The following is an 18898-nucleotide window of genomic DNA, read 5'->3' on the forward strand; positions in this document are numbered from 1 at the left end:
GATTAAGACAAAAGGCCTACTTTTTCCGTAATCAATTCGACAATATTTAACAATATTAGATCTTTTGCCGATAGTATGTAAAGACTATAGATAAAATGGAGGAGAAACAACTTGAGAAAGAAACTGCAGTGGAATCTGAAGATTCAGCTACTCGTTACGATGGTTATCCTTGTATTGTTATCGACACTTTCTCTGGGCTTCGCGATCAATGAGAGAGTTAAGAGCGACATGGAGAAGGACTTCTATGAAGCCACCCGGAAGGAAATCAAGCAAGTCAGCGGGGCTATGAACCTATACTTTAGCACCGTGAATGAATCGGTTGAATATTTTGCCAATCAGCCTCTCATCAAACGGATCGACAAATCCATTACCTCCTATGTGAATGCAGTAGGGGAGGACGGGACCATTCAGATGACTCCGTCGGAAAAAAAAGGCATGGAGTCGGAAATTTATAACTTCTATTTGAATTACGCCAACACGCATCCCAATGTGGCCTATCTTTATCTGGGAACAAAGGATGGCGGATACATACAGTGGCCCCAAGGCACTTCCAACGATAGATTTGACCCGAGACCCAGAGCGTGGTACACCCAGGCCGTTGAGAATCCCGACAAAGTCATGCGCACGGGTGCCTACGCTTCCTTTACCGGAAATGTTCCGATCGTCAGCTCTTCCATCACCATTAAGGATAAAGCCGGTAATATCGTTGGCGTTCAGGGTGTGGACGTAAGCTTGGAGTCGCTGACCAAGACCATCAATGACATCAAAATCGGTAAAACCGGCTATGTCATCCTGGCAGACCAAAACGGTACGATCCTCGCCAATCCCAAGAACCCAAAAACGAACTTTAAAACGCTGAAGGACCTGGGCGTGAAGGAATTTGCCGACATCGACAAAATGGCGAATAAAAATTTCGAGATCACCATGAATAAGAAGAGCTATACCGCCAGCGTCTTCGTTTCTCCGGAAACCCAGTGGAAATACATCGCAATCATGGACAATAGCGAAATAGCGGAATCCGTCGATGCCATCCAGAACATTATCCTTCTCGTTATGGCTATTATCGTTGTGATCGCCATCGGGTTTTCCTTGTTTATATCCGGCGCCATTACGAAGCCGCTCAATGCGGCTGTACAGTATTTGCAGCAAATCGGCAGCGGCAATCTGGCCACCGATATTCCGCAGTCCATGTTGAACAAACGAAGTGAAGTAGGCACCATGGTTCGGGCCATTAACAGCATGAAACAGGATATCCAGGAGATGATCGGCGGGATTTCCGGTTCGGCGCATGTTGTCTCTCAATCGGCGGCCAACCTTAAAGAAAGCATGGATCAGACTCAAAAGGCTTCCTCGCAAATTACCGAGTCCATCATTCAGCTGTCCAACGCTTCAAGCGATGAAGCGAATACCGTTATGGGGGGCTCTGAAAAAGTCGAGGAACTCGGCGGAGCGATCGATCAGGTCACGGCATCCACGCAGGAAATACTGGATCTTGCCCGTCGTACAGGCGAACTGAATCAACGCGGCATCATTATTGTGCAGGAGTTGGTCGGAAGATTTAACAGTACCCTGCAATCTTCGGAGGAAACGGCACAAGCCGTTAATCATGTAAGTGAAAGCGCTGGTGAAATCAGCAGCATACTGTCCACGATTCTCGAAATTTCCAGGCAGACGAATCTATTGGCCCTGAATGCGTCCATTGAAGCTTCAAGAGCAGGCGAACATGGACGCGGATTCGCCGTCGTAGCTGCCGAAATCAGGAAGCTCGCGGAGCAATCGGCTTCCGCCGCAAATAATATCAGCGAAATTATTTCGAATGTGAACAGCCAGGTGGGAGCAGCTGTTCAAGCCATCGGCACATCCCGCGGGCTGTTTATGGACCAAGAAACGGCGGTTCGGGAAACCGAATCGATCTTTAACGACATCATGGATTCCGTAGACAGCCAAATGGACAAGACGAACGAGGTTGACGGCCATATCCAGACGATGGTCGAAAAACGCCATGAACTCACGGACGTTTTCACCAATATCTCAGCGATTACTGAAGAAAATGCTGCTATTACCCAAGACGTGTCCGCGGCAGCCGAGGAGCAGCTGGCTACAATCGATGACTTTGCAGGTTATCTGTCTCAGCTTGAGGGACTTTCCAAGGATCTGGAGGACAATATTAAGAAATTCACCATAAATAAATAATAGGTGGGTGATTACTCCCCGTATTGAGGAGTCACTCTTCGGAACAAAACAAGCCAGCCCGGAAGCACAGACTTCTCCGGGCTGGCTTGCTGTTAACTGAATTGAACGCAGGGGAAAAATTATCTAACTTTACGGACTTGTCCGCGAATTTCCCCATTCGGATTTTGAATGGTGTGAACATTTACATAGGCGTTTCCTCTTTGAAACTCGCGGATAAGATCCCGGATTGTTTTTCCGCTCAATGGACCAATAAGATTTTCCCTAGATAAAGTACCCCGAACAATCCCTCTTCTAGTGGATAAGCCGAAGCTGGAAGGACCGAATAAAAAAGCGACGATTGGACCGTTTTCACCTGGACGGCCAAGATGAATATGACCTTGCGTCATGCGGGTAATATTACGAACAACAAGAGAAAAACGTAGCTGATTACCACTGGAGCTCAGATTAAAAACTGTATTGCCGCTTGCGTTTGTCCGAACAGGAGGCACTTCATTACGCCCTGATAGAATTGCTCTGAACGTTCCCATTACTCTGCACCACTCCCTTTAGTGTTGTCAGGGTATAATATTCTGCAACTTCATCGGTGGATTGTGCATGAATACAATTGGGTTATTAAGTTATGTTTGCACGGATCACAACTTCTACAGTTACCAGTTTTTCAGGGGCTGGCTCAAATCGTAAAGCTAACGTACTTAGGAGATAACCCATAAACGTATTTCTATATTTTTCTATGGAATTTGTTACTATGATACTAAGCGAGAGTCTCTTCGTAAGAGATTACTTGTTGGAATCAAACGTTACTACCGTTCTTCATACTATCAATAGGTATGGAGATGACAAACAGGAGGGAATAAATTGAGCGGAGAGAAACTGGGTACTCCATTAGAAGGTTTTGCGGAATTCAGCAGAAGAGTAGCCGCAGAAGGCGCCGTACTGTTGAAAAATGACGGACATGCCCTTCCCATTCAGAAGAACGAACGGGTTTCGATTTTTGGCAGAACCCAGGTAAATTATTATCGCAGCGGCACAGGTTCGGGCGGCAGCGTCCATGTTTCCCATACGACCAATCTGCTTGGCGGCCTCCGGGATAAAAAGGACATCGCCATTAACGAAGAATTAGCGGCAGTTTATGAAAAATGGATTGAGCAAAATCCGTTTGATAACGGCGGAGGCGGTTGGGCGGCTGAGCCGTGGCATCAAAAGGAAATGCCTTTATCCGATGAGCTGGTGTCATCGGCAAGGAGTAAATCCGACAAGGCGATCATCGTGATCGGACGTACAGCGGGGGAAGACCAAGATAATGCCAATGAGCCGGGCAGCTATCAATTGACGACAGAAGAAAAAGCGATGTTGAAGCAGGTGACCGCCTATTTCGAACAAACCATCGTTGTCCTGAATGTATCGAATATTATCGATATGAGCTGGATGCATGACGAAGGCTATACATACCCGATTCCATGCGTCGTTTACGCTTGGCAGGGCGGCATGGAAGGGGGCAATGCGATTGCCGACGTCTTGGTCGGAGAGGTCACGCCCAGCGGTAAATTAACCGATACCATTGCCTTTTCGATTGACGATTATCCATCAACCCGCAATTACGGCAATGAACATAAAAACCTTTATCAGGAAGATATCTATGTCGGATACCGTTTTTTCGAAACGTTTCGACCGGATCGGGTCCAGTTTGAATTCGGATACGGATTGTCTTATACGCAGTTCGAAATCAAGCCCGAAGAAGCCAAATTATCCGTCAAAGAAGGAGCACAATACATTGAGATCGGCGTAACCGTAAAAAATATCGGAACTGTCTATGCGGGCAAGGAAGTCGTGCAGGTCTATTACGAAGCGCCGCAAGGAAAGCTGGGCCAGCCTGCTAAAGCTTTGGCGGCATTCGCGAAGACCAAGGAACTCCAAGCGGGCGAATCGCAGCATCTCATCGTGGGCTTCCCGGTTCATGCCATGGCCTCCTATGACGACGCCGGCGTGACAGGACACCCTTCCGCTTATGTCTTAGAAGCCGGAATGTACCGCTTGTATGTGGGAACCAGCGTCAAAAACGTGGAGGAAATCGGCATCGAAGGCCAAAACGGCTATGTTGTGGAAACCCTTCAAATCGTGGAGCAGCTGCAAGAAGCCATGGCCCCGACGGAAAACTTTACGAGAATGAAGCCGGCGCCCGCAAAGAAGACGGTTCGTACGAACTAACCTTCGAAGAGGTGCCGAAACGCAAGATTTCCATGGCGGAACGGATTGAAAACAATTTGCCGCGAACCTTGGAGCAAACCGGAAATCAGGGCTATAAACTAAGGGACGTGCATGACGGAAAAGTCAGCATGGAAGCCTTTATTGCCCAGCTCAGCGATCAGGATCTGGCGGTGATCGTTAGGGGAGAAGGCATGAGCAGTCCGCTCGTCACGCCGGGCACGGCTTCGGCTTTCGGCGGGGTAAGCGACGGCTTGCTTGACTACGGAATTCCGATTGCTTGCACGGCGGACGGACCGTCCGGGATTCGGATGGACAGCGGGCAAAAAGCAACGCAGGTTGCCATCGGAACCTTGCTTGCGGCTACCTGGAACACGGAACTGGTCGAAGAACTTTACGTCATGGAAGGCCGGGAATTATTAAGCTACAACATTGATGCTTTGCTCGGCCCTGGCTTGAATATTCGGCGCAGCCCGCTGAATGGGCGCAATTTCGAGTATTTCTCGGAGGATCCGCTAATCTCGGGGATGTTTGCCGCCGCATGCACCCGCGGGATTATGAAAGGCGGTTCCAATGCCACGCTGAAGCATTTCGCCTGCAACAACCAGGAAAAGCATCGCAGCAAAGTCGACGCCGTCGTGTCCGAGCGCGCGCTTCGGGAAATTTATCTGAAAGGCTTTGAAATCGCGGTGAAGCAGGGCGGAGCGAATTCGATTATGACCTCCTACAATCCGATCAACGGACACTGGGCGGCTTCCAATTATGATTTGAACACCACCATTCTTCGCGGGGAGTGGGGCTTTCGAGGCATCGTGATGACGGACTGGTGGGCCATTATGAACGACGTGGTTCATGGAGGCCCTGCGGACCGGAAATATACGAACTGGATGGTCCGTGCGCAAAACGATCTTTATATGGTGGTCATGAACTACGGCGCGGAAATCAATGCGTGGGACGACAATACCTTGGAATCCCTGGAAAATGGTACCCTCACCCGCGGAGAACTTCAGCGCAGCGCCATGAATATTTGCGAGTTCCTGATGCAAGCGCCGGTGTTCTCCAGAAAACAGGTCATCGAAGAAGCGGTCATTGCTTTCAAAGCCGATCCGTCCCTCTCGCCGAAACAGGCGTTAGTCTTATCCGAAAACACACAGGTCAAACCTGCCGCAACCGGATCGACTTTTATAAAAGCGGATCAATCCGGCAAGTACCGGATCATTGTGCGCATCATGTCGCCGGAATCGGAACTGGCCCAAAGCGCTTGCAACGTGACGCTGAACGGCGAGCCGATGACGACCATTCAAACGAATGGTACGGACGGCAGATGGATCAGACAAAAGCTTGCGAAAATCGAACTGGAAGCAGGCCTTTACGAGATGAAGCTGGATTTCGTCAAACCAGGTTTGCAGATCGATTGGATCGAGTTTAAACAAGTGTAATGCGAAAAACGTAAAGAGACGCCTGGACGCCTGATGAAGGGCGTCTTTTTACCGTTTGCCTGCATTCCGATCCAACCCAATGGGTTTCAAGGCATTCGTCAAGGGTTAACCGGTTACCGAATTTTGTATCGGGATTTAAGTCCTCAGCGGCAGCTACAACAGGCACTATTTTGGATTATATACGGACTTATCGTGTTGCAACTCAAATCAAATATACAGTACAGTTGCTTTGCTAAGATCAAATAGAAAGGAGGAGGACTTTCATGTACGAATGGAATGAGATGGTCCAGCTTATGGTGAACTGGGTGGAGAGCAATTTATCATCAACTCCCTCCCTTATAAAGATGTCCGAGCAGCTTGGTTATTCGCCTTATTACTGTTCCAGGCAATTCAACTCTATAACGGGAACGACTTTAAGGGACTATATCTGGATGCGAAGAATTAGCCGTGCCGCGTTGGAGCTCCGTGATACGGATGAACGCGTTCTGGATATTGCCGTGAAATATGGGTTTTCTTCGCAGGAAGCTTTTACGCGAGCCTTCGTTAAGGCTTTTCAAGTTACTCCCCAAGCTTACCGTAAGGCGCCGCGGCCTATACCGTTAGCCATTCGGATGGAGGTGTTCTCGCCTTACCACTATTTGATGAAGGAGCAAAATCGTATGGGTATGGATAAAATGCATTTACAGCAGGCTGAAATCAAGCTTGAAATCATTCCGGCGCATAAGTTCATCGGAATCTGGGATCCTGCCTCGAAAAATTACGGGGAATTTTGGAATAATGACCATGATTGTGACGAAGTTTGCGGGACGCTCGAAAGCATGTCCAACCTGGTGCTTCCCGGGCAATTGGGACAAACGGCAGGGTGGTTTTATCGGAGCGGGGAGAAAGGGTATTTCTATGGAATTCCGGTTTCATTGGACTACAATGGACAGATCCCGCCAGGAATGGAATGTAAGGAGATTCCGGAATCTGAATACCTGGTGTTTTATCATCCGCCATTTGACTATTTAAAGGACAATGGCACAGTCATGAACACGGTTGAACAAGCGGCGTGGAATTTTGATCCCAGGGGCATGGGATACGATTGGGATGAAGAAAATAAGCAGGATTATCAGCGGCATTTCCCGGAGGGGTATGGCTACGCAGTTTTGCGGCCTGTTAAGAAGCTGGGTTAAACCGCAACTAGTATGCCCTTCACGTGGGCGTCAACTTTGTTTTCTGTGAGTGTGAAAGTATAGTATCGTCAGGCGCGTCTTTGTGATGCGTTTGACGGTACTTTTTTTCATTCTATGATACATGTTGGGAACGGGCAAAGATCTCCCAAACTTCTACATAAAGAAGCATAGGACTCCATACCCGATAATCTCGGAAAATGAAACCTTTTTACCAGATTTCATGTATTATGTTGATAGTATGCAAAATTTTCGAGGAGGCGCTCATCATGGGAATTTTGTCGAGGTTCAGGGATATTATGGCGAGCAATGTACATGCCTTATTGGATAGGGCAGAAGATCCGGAGAAGACGATCGATGATTATATGCGAAGCTTGAACAGCGATCTGGGGAAGGTGAAAGCGGAAACGGCCTCGGTGCTGGCGGACGAGAGAAGGGCGAAAAGCGCTCTGGATGAATGCAAGGCCGAGGCCAATAAGCTGCAAAAGTACGCCGAGAAGGCAGCCGAAGCCGGCGATGACGGGAACGCGCTGAAGTTTCTGGAGAGGAAGGCCGCGCTGGCAGAGAAGCTAAACGAACTGCAAAACGCTTATGAGTCGGCTTCTTCTAACGCCGCAAGCATGAAACAAATGCAGGATAAGCTCGTGTCGGATCTGGGCCGGCTGGAAGCGCGGCGCGTTGAGCTGAAGGGGAAACTCGCGGCTGCCAAAGTACAGCAGGGTTTGAACAACGGCGGGTCTTCTTTAGGAGTTCATTCCGCGTTCGATGCCATGGAAGAGAAGGCGAATCGTGCCTTGGATGAAGCGATGGCCTTGGCCGAGCTGCGGGCAGGCGCGAAGGAAGACGACCTGGATGACCTGATCGCCCAATTGGAGAAAAACCCGGGAACCAATACGACAAAGAAAAAATGAACAAGAAGTTATAACAGCTTCTTGGTTGTAGAGGTGAGCATAATGCCGGTTATCGAGTATAAATGCCCAAACTGCGGAAGCGGTATGGTTTTCGATGCTGAGACCCAGATGCTGTCCTGTGACGGCTGCGGAAGAAAAGACAATGTCGGGCAATTTCCCGATCCTCTGACAAAACATGTGTTTTCCGATGACGACAGGGCCAGGGAGTATCACTGCAACAGCTGCGGAGCCGTGATCATGACCGATGCGGAGACGAGCGCTACGAACTGCAGCTTTTGCGGCGCAGCCGTGGTGCTTGGCGATCGGTTGACCGGAAAGCTGGCTCCGGCCAAAGTCATTCCTTTTTCCATCGGCAAGGAAGAAGCGATGAAAGCTTTTCGAAAATGGTGCCGGAGAGGTATCTTAACCCCGAGAGGTTTTATGTCCGCGGACCGGATCAAGAGCATTACCGGGCTGTACGTCCCGTTCTGGCTATACGACCTGCACAACGACGTGGAGGTCCATGGCCGGGGAACAAAAGTGCGCTCCTACCGAAGCGGCGACTACGAGGTTACCGAAACCGATCATTATGAATTTTACCGCAAAATTTGCTTGGATTACGTTAAAGTACCGATCGATGCGGCGGAGAAAATGAACGATGAACTGATGGATAAATTGGAGCCTTTTCCGTACGATCGTCTGGAAAGCTTTAAAACGCCGTATCTTGCCGGTTACGTCGCGGAGAAATACAGCTATGACCATGAGGAACTTTTGCCGCGGGCCGAAGACAAAATCTATGATTACATAGAATCTTATATCGATTCGACGACCAATGAATATCACAGCGTGAGTTATTCCGACGTCGATGTCGATACAAGCGTGGAGCGTGCCGAGTATGTTCTCCTTCCGGTATGGATGGTGCTCTACGACTACAATAAATCGGAGCATGCCTTTGCCATGAACGGACGGACGGGCAAGGTGGTCGGCAAGCCTCCGATCAGCAAGGTGAAGGTAGCCGCATGGTTTACGGGCATTTCCGGCATTCTTTTTCTTGCCGCGCAGCTGTTGACCTCGTGGATCTTGGGAGGTGGGTCATTGTGAGAAGGAAGAGAGCGATCCCTGTCGTCCTGTTTTTTGTCGTCCTGCTGCTGGCGCTTCCTCTGGCAGCGCCGGTGTCCGCAGCCGAAATAAAGCCGCTGGTCTATGACGGAGCCGGGCTGCTGACCCAGGAAGAGGCAAACGAGTTGAACGCGCTGGCGAATGAATACGGGGCTCTCCGGGAAACGGACATCATGATTGTGACCATCGACAGCCCGGATGCTTATGACGTCCAGGAAATGACGCAGGATTTTTACGACGATTACGGACCTGGTTTTGACAAGCGACATGGGAATACGGCGATCTTGATGCTGGATATGACGCACCGGGATCTGTATATCGCCGGTTTTTATAAAGCGAAGGAGTATCTGGATGACGATAGGCTGGATAAGATCCGCGACAAGATCTCTTCGGATCTCTCGGACGGCAACTACAAGTTGGCCTTCCAAACGTATATCGAAAAAGTGGATTATTATATGGGATTTCGCCCGGGGGTGAACCCGGATAATCTTTTATATAATCTTTGGGTTCAATTGGGCATTTCGGTTGTCATCGGAGGGGGGATCGTTACCTTGATGGTTCGCCGTTCCGGCGGCCGGATTACGGTCAATTCGCGGACCTACGAGAATGCGAGTACGTCAGGCGTTCTGGCCCATGAGGACAGGTACCTTCATACAAGCGTATCGAGACGGAAAATCGAGAGCAGCAGCTCCAGTTCCGGCGGCGGAGGAGGAACCACCTCGGGCGGTCATTCGCATAGCGGGAGCCGAGGCTCATTTTAACGAGAAGGGATGGATTCACGAATGGGATTTTTCAGAAACCAGTTTGCGAATGTGGTGGAATGGGACGAATTCAGGGACGACATGATTTTTTGGAAGTGGAACAACCGGGAGATTAAAAAAGGAAGCAAACTGGTGATCCGGGCCGGGCAGGACGCGATTTTCGTCAATAACGGCAAAATCGAAGGGATTTTCCAGGATGAAGGGGAGTACAGCATCGATTCGGACATCATCCCGTTTTTATCGACGTTAAAAGGATTTAAGTTCGGCTTTAACAGCGGCATGCGGGTGGAAGTGTTGTTCGTCAACACGAAAGAGTTGACGGTCAGATGGGGGACGCAGCATCCCGTTCTGATCCCGACGCCGCAGCTTCCGGGCGGCATGCCCATCCGCGCCAATGGCACGTTCAATTTCAAAGTGAACGATTACGTTACGCTCATCGATAAGGTGGCCGGGATGAAGGACAGCTACCTGGTGGAGGATGTGAAAATCCGGATTACTTCGGTACTGGACCAGCTGCTCATGAAATGGATCAGCAGGGAAGGGAAGGACATGTTTAATCTGCAGGCGAATGCGATGGATATTTCCCAAGGCATTCGCGAGGATCTGGATATGCAGGTCATGGACAGCGGGATGACGATAACGGGCTTCCAGGTGATGAGCTTCAACTATCCTCAGGAAATCCAGGACATGATTACGAAGACGGCTTCTCATCAAATGATCGGCGACCTGCAAAAATACCAGCAGGTGACCATGACGGACGGCATAACATCCGGCAAAGTGCAGGGCGGCGGGACAGCCTCGGATATGGCAGGCATGATGATGGGGATGAATCTGGCGAACGAAATGATGAAAAATATGAGCGGGAGCCAGAAGACATCGGCTGAGGCAGAGTCCGCGCCTGCCGCCTCTTCTTCCGAAGGCCATAAAAAGCCGAACTTCTGCCCCAACTGCGGTTCGAAGAACGAAGGAGCCAATTTTTGCCCGAATTGCGGCCAGAAATTGTGAAGCGAAAGGCAGTATAACTAATTTTTTGCTTAAGGTTAGTATTTCTACCGAACTAATGATATCCGCATCGCACCGGGTTGTTTGTATAAAATAGGGTCCGTTAGATTAAAACTTGTCGCCAACCGGTCCAGGGTTACGGAACATTAGTTCATGCTAACACATACTGGACGCGAAACGAGGCTGTCTCTTAAGGTCGCTGACCCTGGGCGGCCTCTTTTGGTTGTGTCAGACGCTGGGCGTCCGAACCATTCCCTGCCCCTATTCTCCCAATACAGATGTTCCTCTTTCGTTGAACAAGCAGCCCGCTACGAACGGATATATCTTGTTATCGGAATTGGATGAGAGGGTTTATATTTTTTACATAAAATCCACTTTATATTAGAACTCTCAAAACATTTCTGGTATATATAGTAAGAAGGGCCAATTTAATAGAATAGAGGAGTGAAAGCCTGAATGCGCATCCGGGTACATAAGTTCAGAAAGCAGCTAAGCTTACTTCTGGCAATCGTTATGCTCGCGAGTATCATGGTTCCTTTCGGTCCCGTGAGGATGGCGGATGCTTCGCCCCAAAATGACCAAGTTGTAATCAGCCAGGTCTACGGGGGCGGAGGAAACAGCGGAGCAAAGTACAGCCATGATTTCATTGAGCTGTACAATCCGACGGATCATCCGGTTGACCTCACGAACTGGAAAGTGCGTTATGCCAGTGCAACAGGTGATTTCAATAACGAAACCTCTTTAAATGGCATCATTCAACCCCATCATTATGTATTAATACAACAAGCGGGTACCGTCGGCAGCGGGTTGCCTTTGCCTGCGTCTGACCTTGAAGGAAACTTGGCGTTGAGCGGAACCAAAGGGAAAGTGGATTTGGTGAACGCCGATGGCGAATCCGTCGATTTGATCGGGTACGGCACAGTGTCGCAAGCGGAAGGACAGTCGACGCCGGCATTATCTAGCACCACTGCTGCAATCCGCAAGGAGTCGGCAGCCGGGCCTGCCGGGAACCGCGGCCTGGACACGGACAATAATGCCGCGGATTTCATGGTCGACTCTCCCGATCCCCGCAACAGCACGTATACCTCCTCTCCGGGAAATCCCGGCAACACCCTGGGTCCCGTAACGGCCAGTCCGGCACCGAATGCCTGGCCAGCCGGAACGCCGATCACGCTGAACCCTCCCACTGTAGGAGCTTCCGTCTATGCAGATGTATATTTGTCGGGCGGTGAAGGCTCCGGCTACCAACTCGTGAAAGGTCCTATTGCGCTTAAGGAGCCAACGCAAATCCATGCTTACGCAGTCCAAGACGGCTCTCCGGATGGACCTGTGACTTCCTTCAAGTACGATATTCTTACCCCGACATCGGTAGCTGAAGCCCGCGGCAAGGCAAAAGCCGACAATGTATGGACAGAAGGCATTATTACGCATATGGAAGGCAGAGAAACCTATATTCAGGACGATTCCGCCGGAATCGTGCTCTATGACTATCCGCTGGCTGCCGAGGTTGGCGACCGAGTAAGCGTAGCCGGAGTCATGGAGATATACAACAACCTTCAAGAGATCAAACCCCACGAACTGTTATCCCATAACATAACCGATAAAAATGCGGGGTTACCGCAAGCCCTCCGGATTAGCGGCGGGGATCTTTCCGCGGATCAAGGAGAGGCATACGAAGCAAGGCTTGTCTATTTAGAGGATGTGTCAATCAAGGCAGAGAACAAATCCGGTGAATTTACGGCGGTGCAGGGCGGACGGGAATTCATCATTTATTCCGCATTGCCCAAGCTGTCCGCGGGCAAAACCTTCAGCCGCGTTACGGGCGTGGTCAAGCAGTATGGAAACATCTATGAATTAATTCCTATAAATGAGGACGCCTTAGTCGAAGACATGTTTTCCGTGACAGCCAGTCCTGGATCAGGACCGATCATTCTTGGCGGAAAGGTCACGTTATCCAGTCCAACGGAGGGGGCAAGCATTTATTACACGCTCGATGGAACCGTTCCGACCACGGCAAGCACCCTTTACGCCGCCCCGATTCCAATCGAGCGCGATACGACCATCAAAGCCATTGTCGTTTCCGGTACCGACCAGAGCAAAGTCTATGAATTTGCTTATACGGTTGCCAAGGCCCCGCGGATTGCCGATATTCAAGGCGAAGCACACGCCTCACCCTATAAGGGGCAGACGGTAAAAGATATTGAAGGCGTCGTGACGCAATACGGATATACGTTCTCCAACGGAAGCATTAAGGGTTTTTATATCCAGGACCCGACTCCGGATTCCAATCCGAATACCTCGGATGCGATTTTCGTGTATTCTACGGGCACAGATCGGCCGAAAGTCGGAGATCTGGTAACCGTAACGGGGAAAGTCGCCGAATATAACGAAGGAAGCTCCAGCAATCTGACCTCCACCCAAATCGAGCTTCAGTCCTACACGAAAACCGCGGAAGCCCAGAAGCTGCCGGAGCCCGTCACGCTCGGTAAAGGCGGGCGTCCGATTCCGGCCTCCATCATTGATAATGACCGAATGGCAACGTTTGATCCGCAGGAAGACGCCATTGATTTCTACGAATCCCTGGAAGGGATGCGGGTCAGGCTGCCGCAGCCGACCATCATTAGTCCGTATTGGACAAGCGGCGGAACCTATAACATTCCTACCCGCGTTGAAAATGACATCGCCGATGCGGTTACTCCAGCCGGCGGTTTGGTCCTGAAAGAGCAAGGGAATTTCAATCCGCAGCGCCTTCTGATTGCGTACGGGAATCCGGGGCAGGAAGTAAGCACCGGCGATGCTTTTGCAGGCGACGTCACCGGCGTCATCGGTTATAACAGCGGCAACTTCAAAGTGATTCCGGCGATGGGCAGCTTGCCTCCTATCCACAGCAGCCCATTCGAACAAGAAGCATCGACGATCGAAGTGAACGCCGAACAGTTGAGAGTAGCGACTTACAATATCGAAAACTTTCATCCCGGTGTGGCATCCGGCAAGATAACGAAGCTGGCCGAATCGATCGTAAACCGTATCAAATCCCCGGATATTATTGGTCTGGTGGAAGTACAGGATAACAACGGGGAACAGAATGACGGCACCACCTCTGCAGACAAAAGCTACCAAGCTTTGATTAACGCCATCAAAGCGGCGGGCGGGCCAACCTACAGTTTTACCGATATTGATCCGGTGAATAACAGCGACGGGGGAGCGCCGGGAGCCAATATCAGAGTCGGCTTCCTCTATAACGACGAGCGCGTTCAATTATCGGATAGCGTAAATAACAGAAAAGGCGCTTCCACGGAATCCGTTGCATACGATGCAGCCTCGGATCGGCTGACCTATAACCCGGGCCGGATTGACCCGTCGAATGCCGCATTTGCAGCATCCCGTAAGCCTTTGGCTGCGCAGTTCGACTTCAGGGGCGAGAAGGTCATCGTGATCGCCAATCATTTCAACTCGAAATCCGGGGACCAAGGACCTTTCGGAAGCACGCAGCCGCCAGTTCTCGGAAGCGAAGGACAGCGTCATCGGATCGCTGCGGCAGTAAACGGGTTCGTCAAGGACATTAAGACCGGAAATCCGGATGCCAATGTCATTGTTTTGGGTGACATGAATGATTTCCAATTTACGCAAACCGCAACGATTTTGAAAGGAAACGAACTGGATAACCTGATCGAAAGATTGCCGCTGGAAGAACAATACACATATACGTATGACGGCAACTCTCAGGTGCTTGACCATATTCTGGTGAGCAAAAACCTGACCCGGTCGGCCCAAGTCGATGTCGTGCATCTCAATGCCGATTTCCCGGCCTCCAAAGGCCGCGTATCCGACCATGACCCGGTCATTGCGCAATTGGACCTGAAGGGAAAAGCCGGCGGTTTCCCGCTCACGGTTTTGCATACGAACGATACGCATGCCAACTTGGACACCGTAAGTTCGCCCGATAACATCGCGCGCCGCGTGGCGGCTATCAAAGAGGCGAGGGCTGGCGCGGTTAATCCTTTGCTTGTGGATGCGGGGGACGTGTTCTCCGGCACGCTTTATTTCAATCAATACCTCGGGCAGGCTGATCTTGAATTTATGAATCTGGTTCAATACGACGCGATGACCTTCGGGAATCATGAATTCGATAAAGGGTCCGAAGTTTTGAATGATTTTATCGAACATGCCGAATTTCCGTTCATCTCTTCGAACGTGAATTTCTCGGCCGATCCTTTATTAAGCAAGAAATTTCGGAATGGCGTCACCAGTAACCCGGCGGATGCGGCTATTTACCCAGCAGCGATTGTGGATGTAAACGGTGAACAGGTGGGACTCATCGGCCTCACTACCGAAGACACGTCGAATATATCCTCGCCGGGAGCCGTTACGTTTGATAATGCGGTTCAAAAGGCAAAAGATACCGTAAAAATGCTCCAGAATGAAAGGATTAACAAAATCGTCGTGCTGTCGCACCTGGGCTATGACGTAGACGTCCAACTTGCAAAAGAAGTGGAAGGAATCGACATCATCGTGGGCGGACACAGTCATACCAAGCTGGATCAGGCGGTCGTGGACCGAACCGATAGCGCGCCGAAGCTGATTGTGCAAACCGGCGAAAAAGGCCAGTTTTTAGGCAAGCTTGAGGTGAAGTTTGACGAGGAGGGTACCCTGCAAGAGTGGGATAGTGCCTTAATATCCGTCGATGCAAAAGACAGCGGCGGCAAATATGTCATCACGCCGGATCAAGAAGCTTTGGATATTCTGAATGCGAAATATAAGCCGGGTGTGGAACAGTTGAAGCAGACCGAAGTCGGCAAGACGGAAGTGAAACTGAACGGCGTTCGCTCCGACGTGCGCACGAAGGAAACCAACCTCGGAAATCTGATTGCGGACGGAATGCTGGATGCGGCCAAGGCCGCCGGAACGAATGCGGTGATTGCCCTGCAAAACGGAGGCGGAATCCGCGAATCGATCGAAGCCGGAAAAATCACCATGGGCGACGTGATGACGGTCCTTCCGTTTAACAATGATCTCGTCACGATTACCTTGACCGGCCAGGAAATTAAAGAAGCGATGGAAAACGGGGTTTCCAAGGCTCCGGCCGCGGACGGACGATTCCCGCATATCGCGGGGATGAAGTTCTTCTATGATTCCACGAAGCCGGCGGGTCAGCGCGTGCTGCGCATAGAGGTAAAAGGCAAGAATGGATACCAGCCTATTGAGCTGAACAAGTCGTATGAGGTCGCAACGAATGCTTTTACCGCAAAGGGCGGCGATTTCTACGCTTCTCTTGAAAAGGCGTATCGTGAGGGCCGCGTGAACCTGCTGTACCTGCCTGACTATGAGGTCTTCTCCAACTACGTGAAAAAAGTAGGCACCGTCACGGCTCGGACGTCCGCCGTCGAAGGACGCATCACCGATCTGAAAGGGGCTCCGCTGCCCGGGCGTCCGGACCCTGAGGTTCCCGGAGGTCCTGGAAGTCCTGGAGGTTCGGGAGGGTCAAGCACGTCAGGCTCTCCGGGACCGACAACGCCTCCCGTGACCCCGACGAACCCTGGCACGACTGCTCCAGCTGAACCGGGCAAAATCAAGCTTCAGGTTAAAGCGGAGAATGGCGCGGCAGCAGGCACCGTCACCGGGAAAGCAATGAAAGAAGCCTTAAAGCAGCCGGCAGGCGGGAAAATCACCGTTGAAGTGACAAGCACGCAGCCGTTTGAATCCTCATCCGTGACCATTGAGAATGAAGCACTGACAGCATGGTTGAACCAATCGGGCGCATCTGTTCTCACGATCCTTACTCCATACGGAAGTTATGAGCTTCCGAAGCGCGAGATCCATCTTCAGGCCATAGCGGATAAGACCCGCTCTGGGATCGGCGGAATGGGGTTGGTATTCACGCTGTCCATGAACGGCGAGGCTGTCAAAGAAGCGGCTTCCGAGGGATACAAAGCGCTCAAAGCCGTGAACTTTGCCGTTGCCGTCCAAACCGGCAGCGGAGATAAAATGCCGCTCGGGGATTTCAAATCGTATGTCAAACGTTCTTTGAACGTGGGCCAGGCTTACCGCGCCAACGAGATTGCGGTTGTGCGGCTTAACGAAAAAGGACAGAACGGGTATACGCCTGTGCCGTTCAAGGCAAGCGGAGACCGGATCGAGATCTATAGCCGCTCGAACGGAACATATCTGGTCCTGCTGAATCCGACGACGTTTGAAGACATCGCTTCCCACTGGTCCAAAGCGGACGTCGAATCCCTTGCAGCCAAGATGATCGTGACAGGACGCACGGAACAAAGGTATGTTCCAAACGCTTTTGTAACGCGGGCCGAGTTCGTTGCGTTGATCACCCGGGCGCTGGGCCTGGCCGCCAACGATCAAGCAAGCTCCTTCAAAGATATAACGGCGGCCGATTGGTATGCGGGACAGGTCCATGCGGCCGTTCAGGCCGGTATCGTAAACGGATATGCAGACGGTACGTTCAGACCGAAGCAGACGATAACCCGCGAGGAAATGGCGCTTATGGCATATAAGGCGTTGAACTATGCCGGATATAAACCGGGCGGCGCGTCAAAATCCCGTTTTGCCGATGAATCCGAGATCAGTGCTTGGGCTAAAGAAGCGGTAAATGCATTAAACGGACTCAACATTATGCAAGGGGATCGCAAGCAGCAATTTACCCCTAAGTCGAACACGACACGAGGTGAAAGTGCTGCTGTATTGAACCGGATGATTCAAAATTTGACATACGATAAATAAGACGTTTGGAAAAAAATGTAAATTTCCGAAAGAGCGCCTTGCGAGGTGCTCTTTCTTCATTACTGTTTTCATTTGCATCCGGGACCAGCTCAGTTATAATGTGTGGTGTTAAGTTCATAGATAAACGATATAGAAGTGAATAGCGCCATGATCATAACCCTGATCGTCTTAGCTCTTGCATCCATGTTATTTATATCAAGGAAAGTTACGTTCCGATCTGGTTGCTATTGGATCATTGATCGTACTGATGCTATTCAGCTAACACCGGAGGAGTGCTTTCTCTGTTTTTCCCGTTTCATGAATAGATATTGGTAATTCATAGCTGAAAGGAAATGAAAAAAGAAAAAATGAAAAAAGCATTGGGGAAGACTAGAATTGTTGTCATCGTTGTCATAGGCATCTTGCTCTTATTCGTCGCCATTAGTTTCATTAATCATAGAATTCGATTGAATATAGAGTCGGAAATTCGTTCGCCAATCGGAACGATGGTGAATGTGAATGACCATCAAATGCACGTATATACGGAGGGAAGCGGTACCAAAACTCTGGTCTTTATGTCAGGTGGCGGCACTTCCTCTCCGGTGTTGGATTTCAAAGGATTGTATTCTAAGCTATCTAGCCAATATCGGATTGTAGTTGTGGAAAAGGCGGGCTATGGTTATAGCGAAACGGCAGCGGTCTCCCGTGATATAGACAGCATATTGGAGGAGACCAGGACTGCTTTAACATTAGCAGGCGAACAAGCACCTTATATTCTATATCCGCATTCCATGTCGGGCATTGAGGCTTTATATTGGGCCCAAAAATATCCTGAAGAAGTAACGGCCATCATTGGGCTTGACCCTGCGGTTCCAGCAGCTTATGAAAAATATCCCCTGCCATCGGATTTTACCATGGGGCTGACCAGCTTTGCTGCTCGTGTCGGCATTACTCGTTTTTTTCCGTCCATTGTTGATTCTTCTGCGGCAATCCAAGAAAACCATTTATCAGAACAAGAAAAGAAAGTGTACCGAGCGGTATTTTATGAGAAGACACAGTCATCCAATATGATAGAAGAAGTTAAGATGATATCCAACAATGCCAAGAAAGTGTCGGAAGGCGATATCCCCGATGTACCGATGTACTTCTTTATATCGAATGGAAAAGAAATACCGGTAGACGGGTGGGGAAATCTTTTAATGAAGTACGTTGAGACAGCGAATGGAAAATATATGATTTTGGATAGCGGCCATTATATTCATGATCATGAACCTGAAATCATTGCGGAAGAAAGCATGAAATTTATAGAGAGTATCTGAAGCTGTAAAAGATGAGATGAATGTAGCGTACAAGATGACAAAAGGCACTTCCCTCAAAAGGGCGAGTGCCTTTTATTCGATTCGCTT

At 50.1% G+C, this 18898-nt stretch carries 9 protein-coding genes and 1 pseudogene; 9 read left to right on the forward strand and 1 reads right to left on the reverse strand.

From position 1 onward, the window contains the following. The first annotated feature begins 111 nt into the window (after positions 1-111). Positions 112-2193 (forward strand): methyl-accepting chemotaxis protein, encoded by a 2082-nt coding sequence (locus XI25_RS30670; RefSeq protein ID WP_046681619.1) that lies wholly within the window; start codon positions 112-114, stop codon positions 2191-2193. Positions 2194-2312: 119 nt separating this feature from the next. On the opposite strand, the gene XI25_RS32670 is transcribed toward XI25_RS30670, so the two are convergent. Beyond that, positions 2313-2720, reverse strand: coding sequence for a CHRD domain-containing protein (locus XI25_RS32670; RefSeq protein WP_082112556.1), 408 nt, complete (start codon positions 2718-2720; stop codon positions 2313-2315). 328 nt (positions 2721-3048) lie between these two features. On the opposite strand from XI25_RS32670, the pseudogene XI25_RS30675 reads away from it, so the two are divergent. From XI25_RS30675 to XI25_RS30710, 8 genes and pseudogenes are all read left to right on the forward strand, one after another. After that, a pseudogene (locus XI25_RS30675) lies at positions 3049-5834 on the forward strand (glycoside hydrolase family 3 C-terminal domain-containing protein). Positions 5835-6097: 263 nt separating this feature from the next. Continuing rightward, a complete protein-coding gene (locus XI25_RS30680; RefSeq protein ID WP_046681620.1) occupies positions 6098-7009 on the forward strand; it encodes an AraC family transcriptional regulator in 912 nt (303 codons plus the stop codon). A gap of 266 nt (positions 7010-7275) precedes the next feature. Beyond that, entirely contained in the window at positions 7276-7917 is a 642-nt protein-coding gene (locus tag XI25_RS30685; protein ID WP_046681621.1) for a PspA/IM30 family protein, read from the forward strand. Between the two features lie 42 nt (positions 7918-7959). Beyond that, positions 7960-8997: a zinc ribbon domain-containing protein gene (locus XI25_RS30690; RefSeq protein WP_046681622.1), complete on the forward strand. Its 1038-nt coding sequence runs from the start codon at positions 7960-7962 to the stop codon at positions 8995-8997. Next, complete coding sequence (locus XI25_RS30695; protein WP_046681623.1) at positions 8994-9776, forward strand: TPM domain-containing protein; 783 nt, start codon at positions 8994-8996, stop codon at positions 9774-9776. Before XI25_RS30690 ends, XI25_RS30695 begins: the two co-directional genes overlap by 4 nt. A gap of 21 nt (positions 9777-9797) precedes the next feature. Then, positions 9798-10781, forward strand: coding sequence for an SPFH domain-containing protein (locus XI25_RS30700; protein WP_046681624.1), 984 nt, complete (start codon positions 9798-9800; stop codon positions 10779-10781). A gap of 453 nt (positions 10782-11234) precedes the next feature. Then, positions 11235-17513: a 5'-nucleotidase C-terminal domain-containing protein gene (locus XI25_RS30705; RefSeq protein ID WP_046681625.1), complete on the forward strand. Its 6279-nt coding sequence runs from the start codon at positions 11235-11237 to the stop codon at positions 17511-17513. A 332-nt stretch (positions 17514-17845) separates the two neighbouring features. Further along, positions 17846-18811, forward strand: coding sequence for an alpha/beta fold hydrolase (locus XI25_RS30710; RefSeq protein ID WP_046681626.1), 966 nt, complete (start codon positions 17846-17848; stop codon positions 18809-18811). The last annotated feature ends 87 nt before the right edge of the window (positions 18812-18898 follow it).

The sequence above is a fragment of the Paenibacillus sp. DMB20 genome (genome assembly GCF_000987955.1).
Classification (GTDB): Bacteria; Bacillota; Bacilli; order Paenibacillales; family Paenibacillaceae; genus Paenibacillus_AQ.

What these genes read in the sequence shown, in the direction of transcription:
- XI25_RS30710 (WP_046681626.1), top strand. Translation starts at nt 17,846, where the DNA reads ATGAAAAAAGAAAAAATGAAAAAAGCATTGGGGAAGACTAGAATTGTT.
- XI25_RS30700 (WP_046681624.1), top strand. Translation starts at nt 9,798, where the DNA reads ATGGGATTTTTCAGAAACCAGTTTGCGAATGTGGTGGAATGGGACGAA.
- XI25_RS30680 (WP_046681620.1), top strand. Translation starts at nt 6,098, where the DNA reads ATGTACGAATGGAATGAGATGGTCCAGCTTATGGTGAACTGGGTGGAG.
- XI25_RS32670 (WP_082112556.1), bottom strand. Translation starts at nt 2,720, where the DNA reads ATGGGAACGTTCAGAGCAATTCTATCAGGGCGTAATGAAGTGCCTCCT.
- XI25_RS30690 (WP_046681622.1), top strand. Translation starts at nt 7,960, where the DNA reads ATGCCGGTTATCGAGTATAAATGCCCAAACTGCGGAAGCGGTATGGTT.
- XI25_RS30685 (WP_046681621.1), top strand. Translation starts at nt 7,276, where the DNA reads ATGGGAATTTTGTCGAGGTTCAGGGATATTATGGCGAGCAATGTACAT.
- XI25_RS30705 (WP_046681625.1), top strand. Translation starts at nt 11,235, where the DNA reads ATGCGCATCCGGGTACATAAGTTCAGAAAGCAGCTAAGCTTACTTCTG.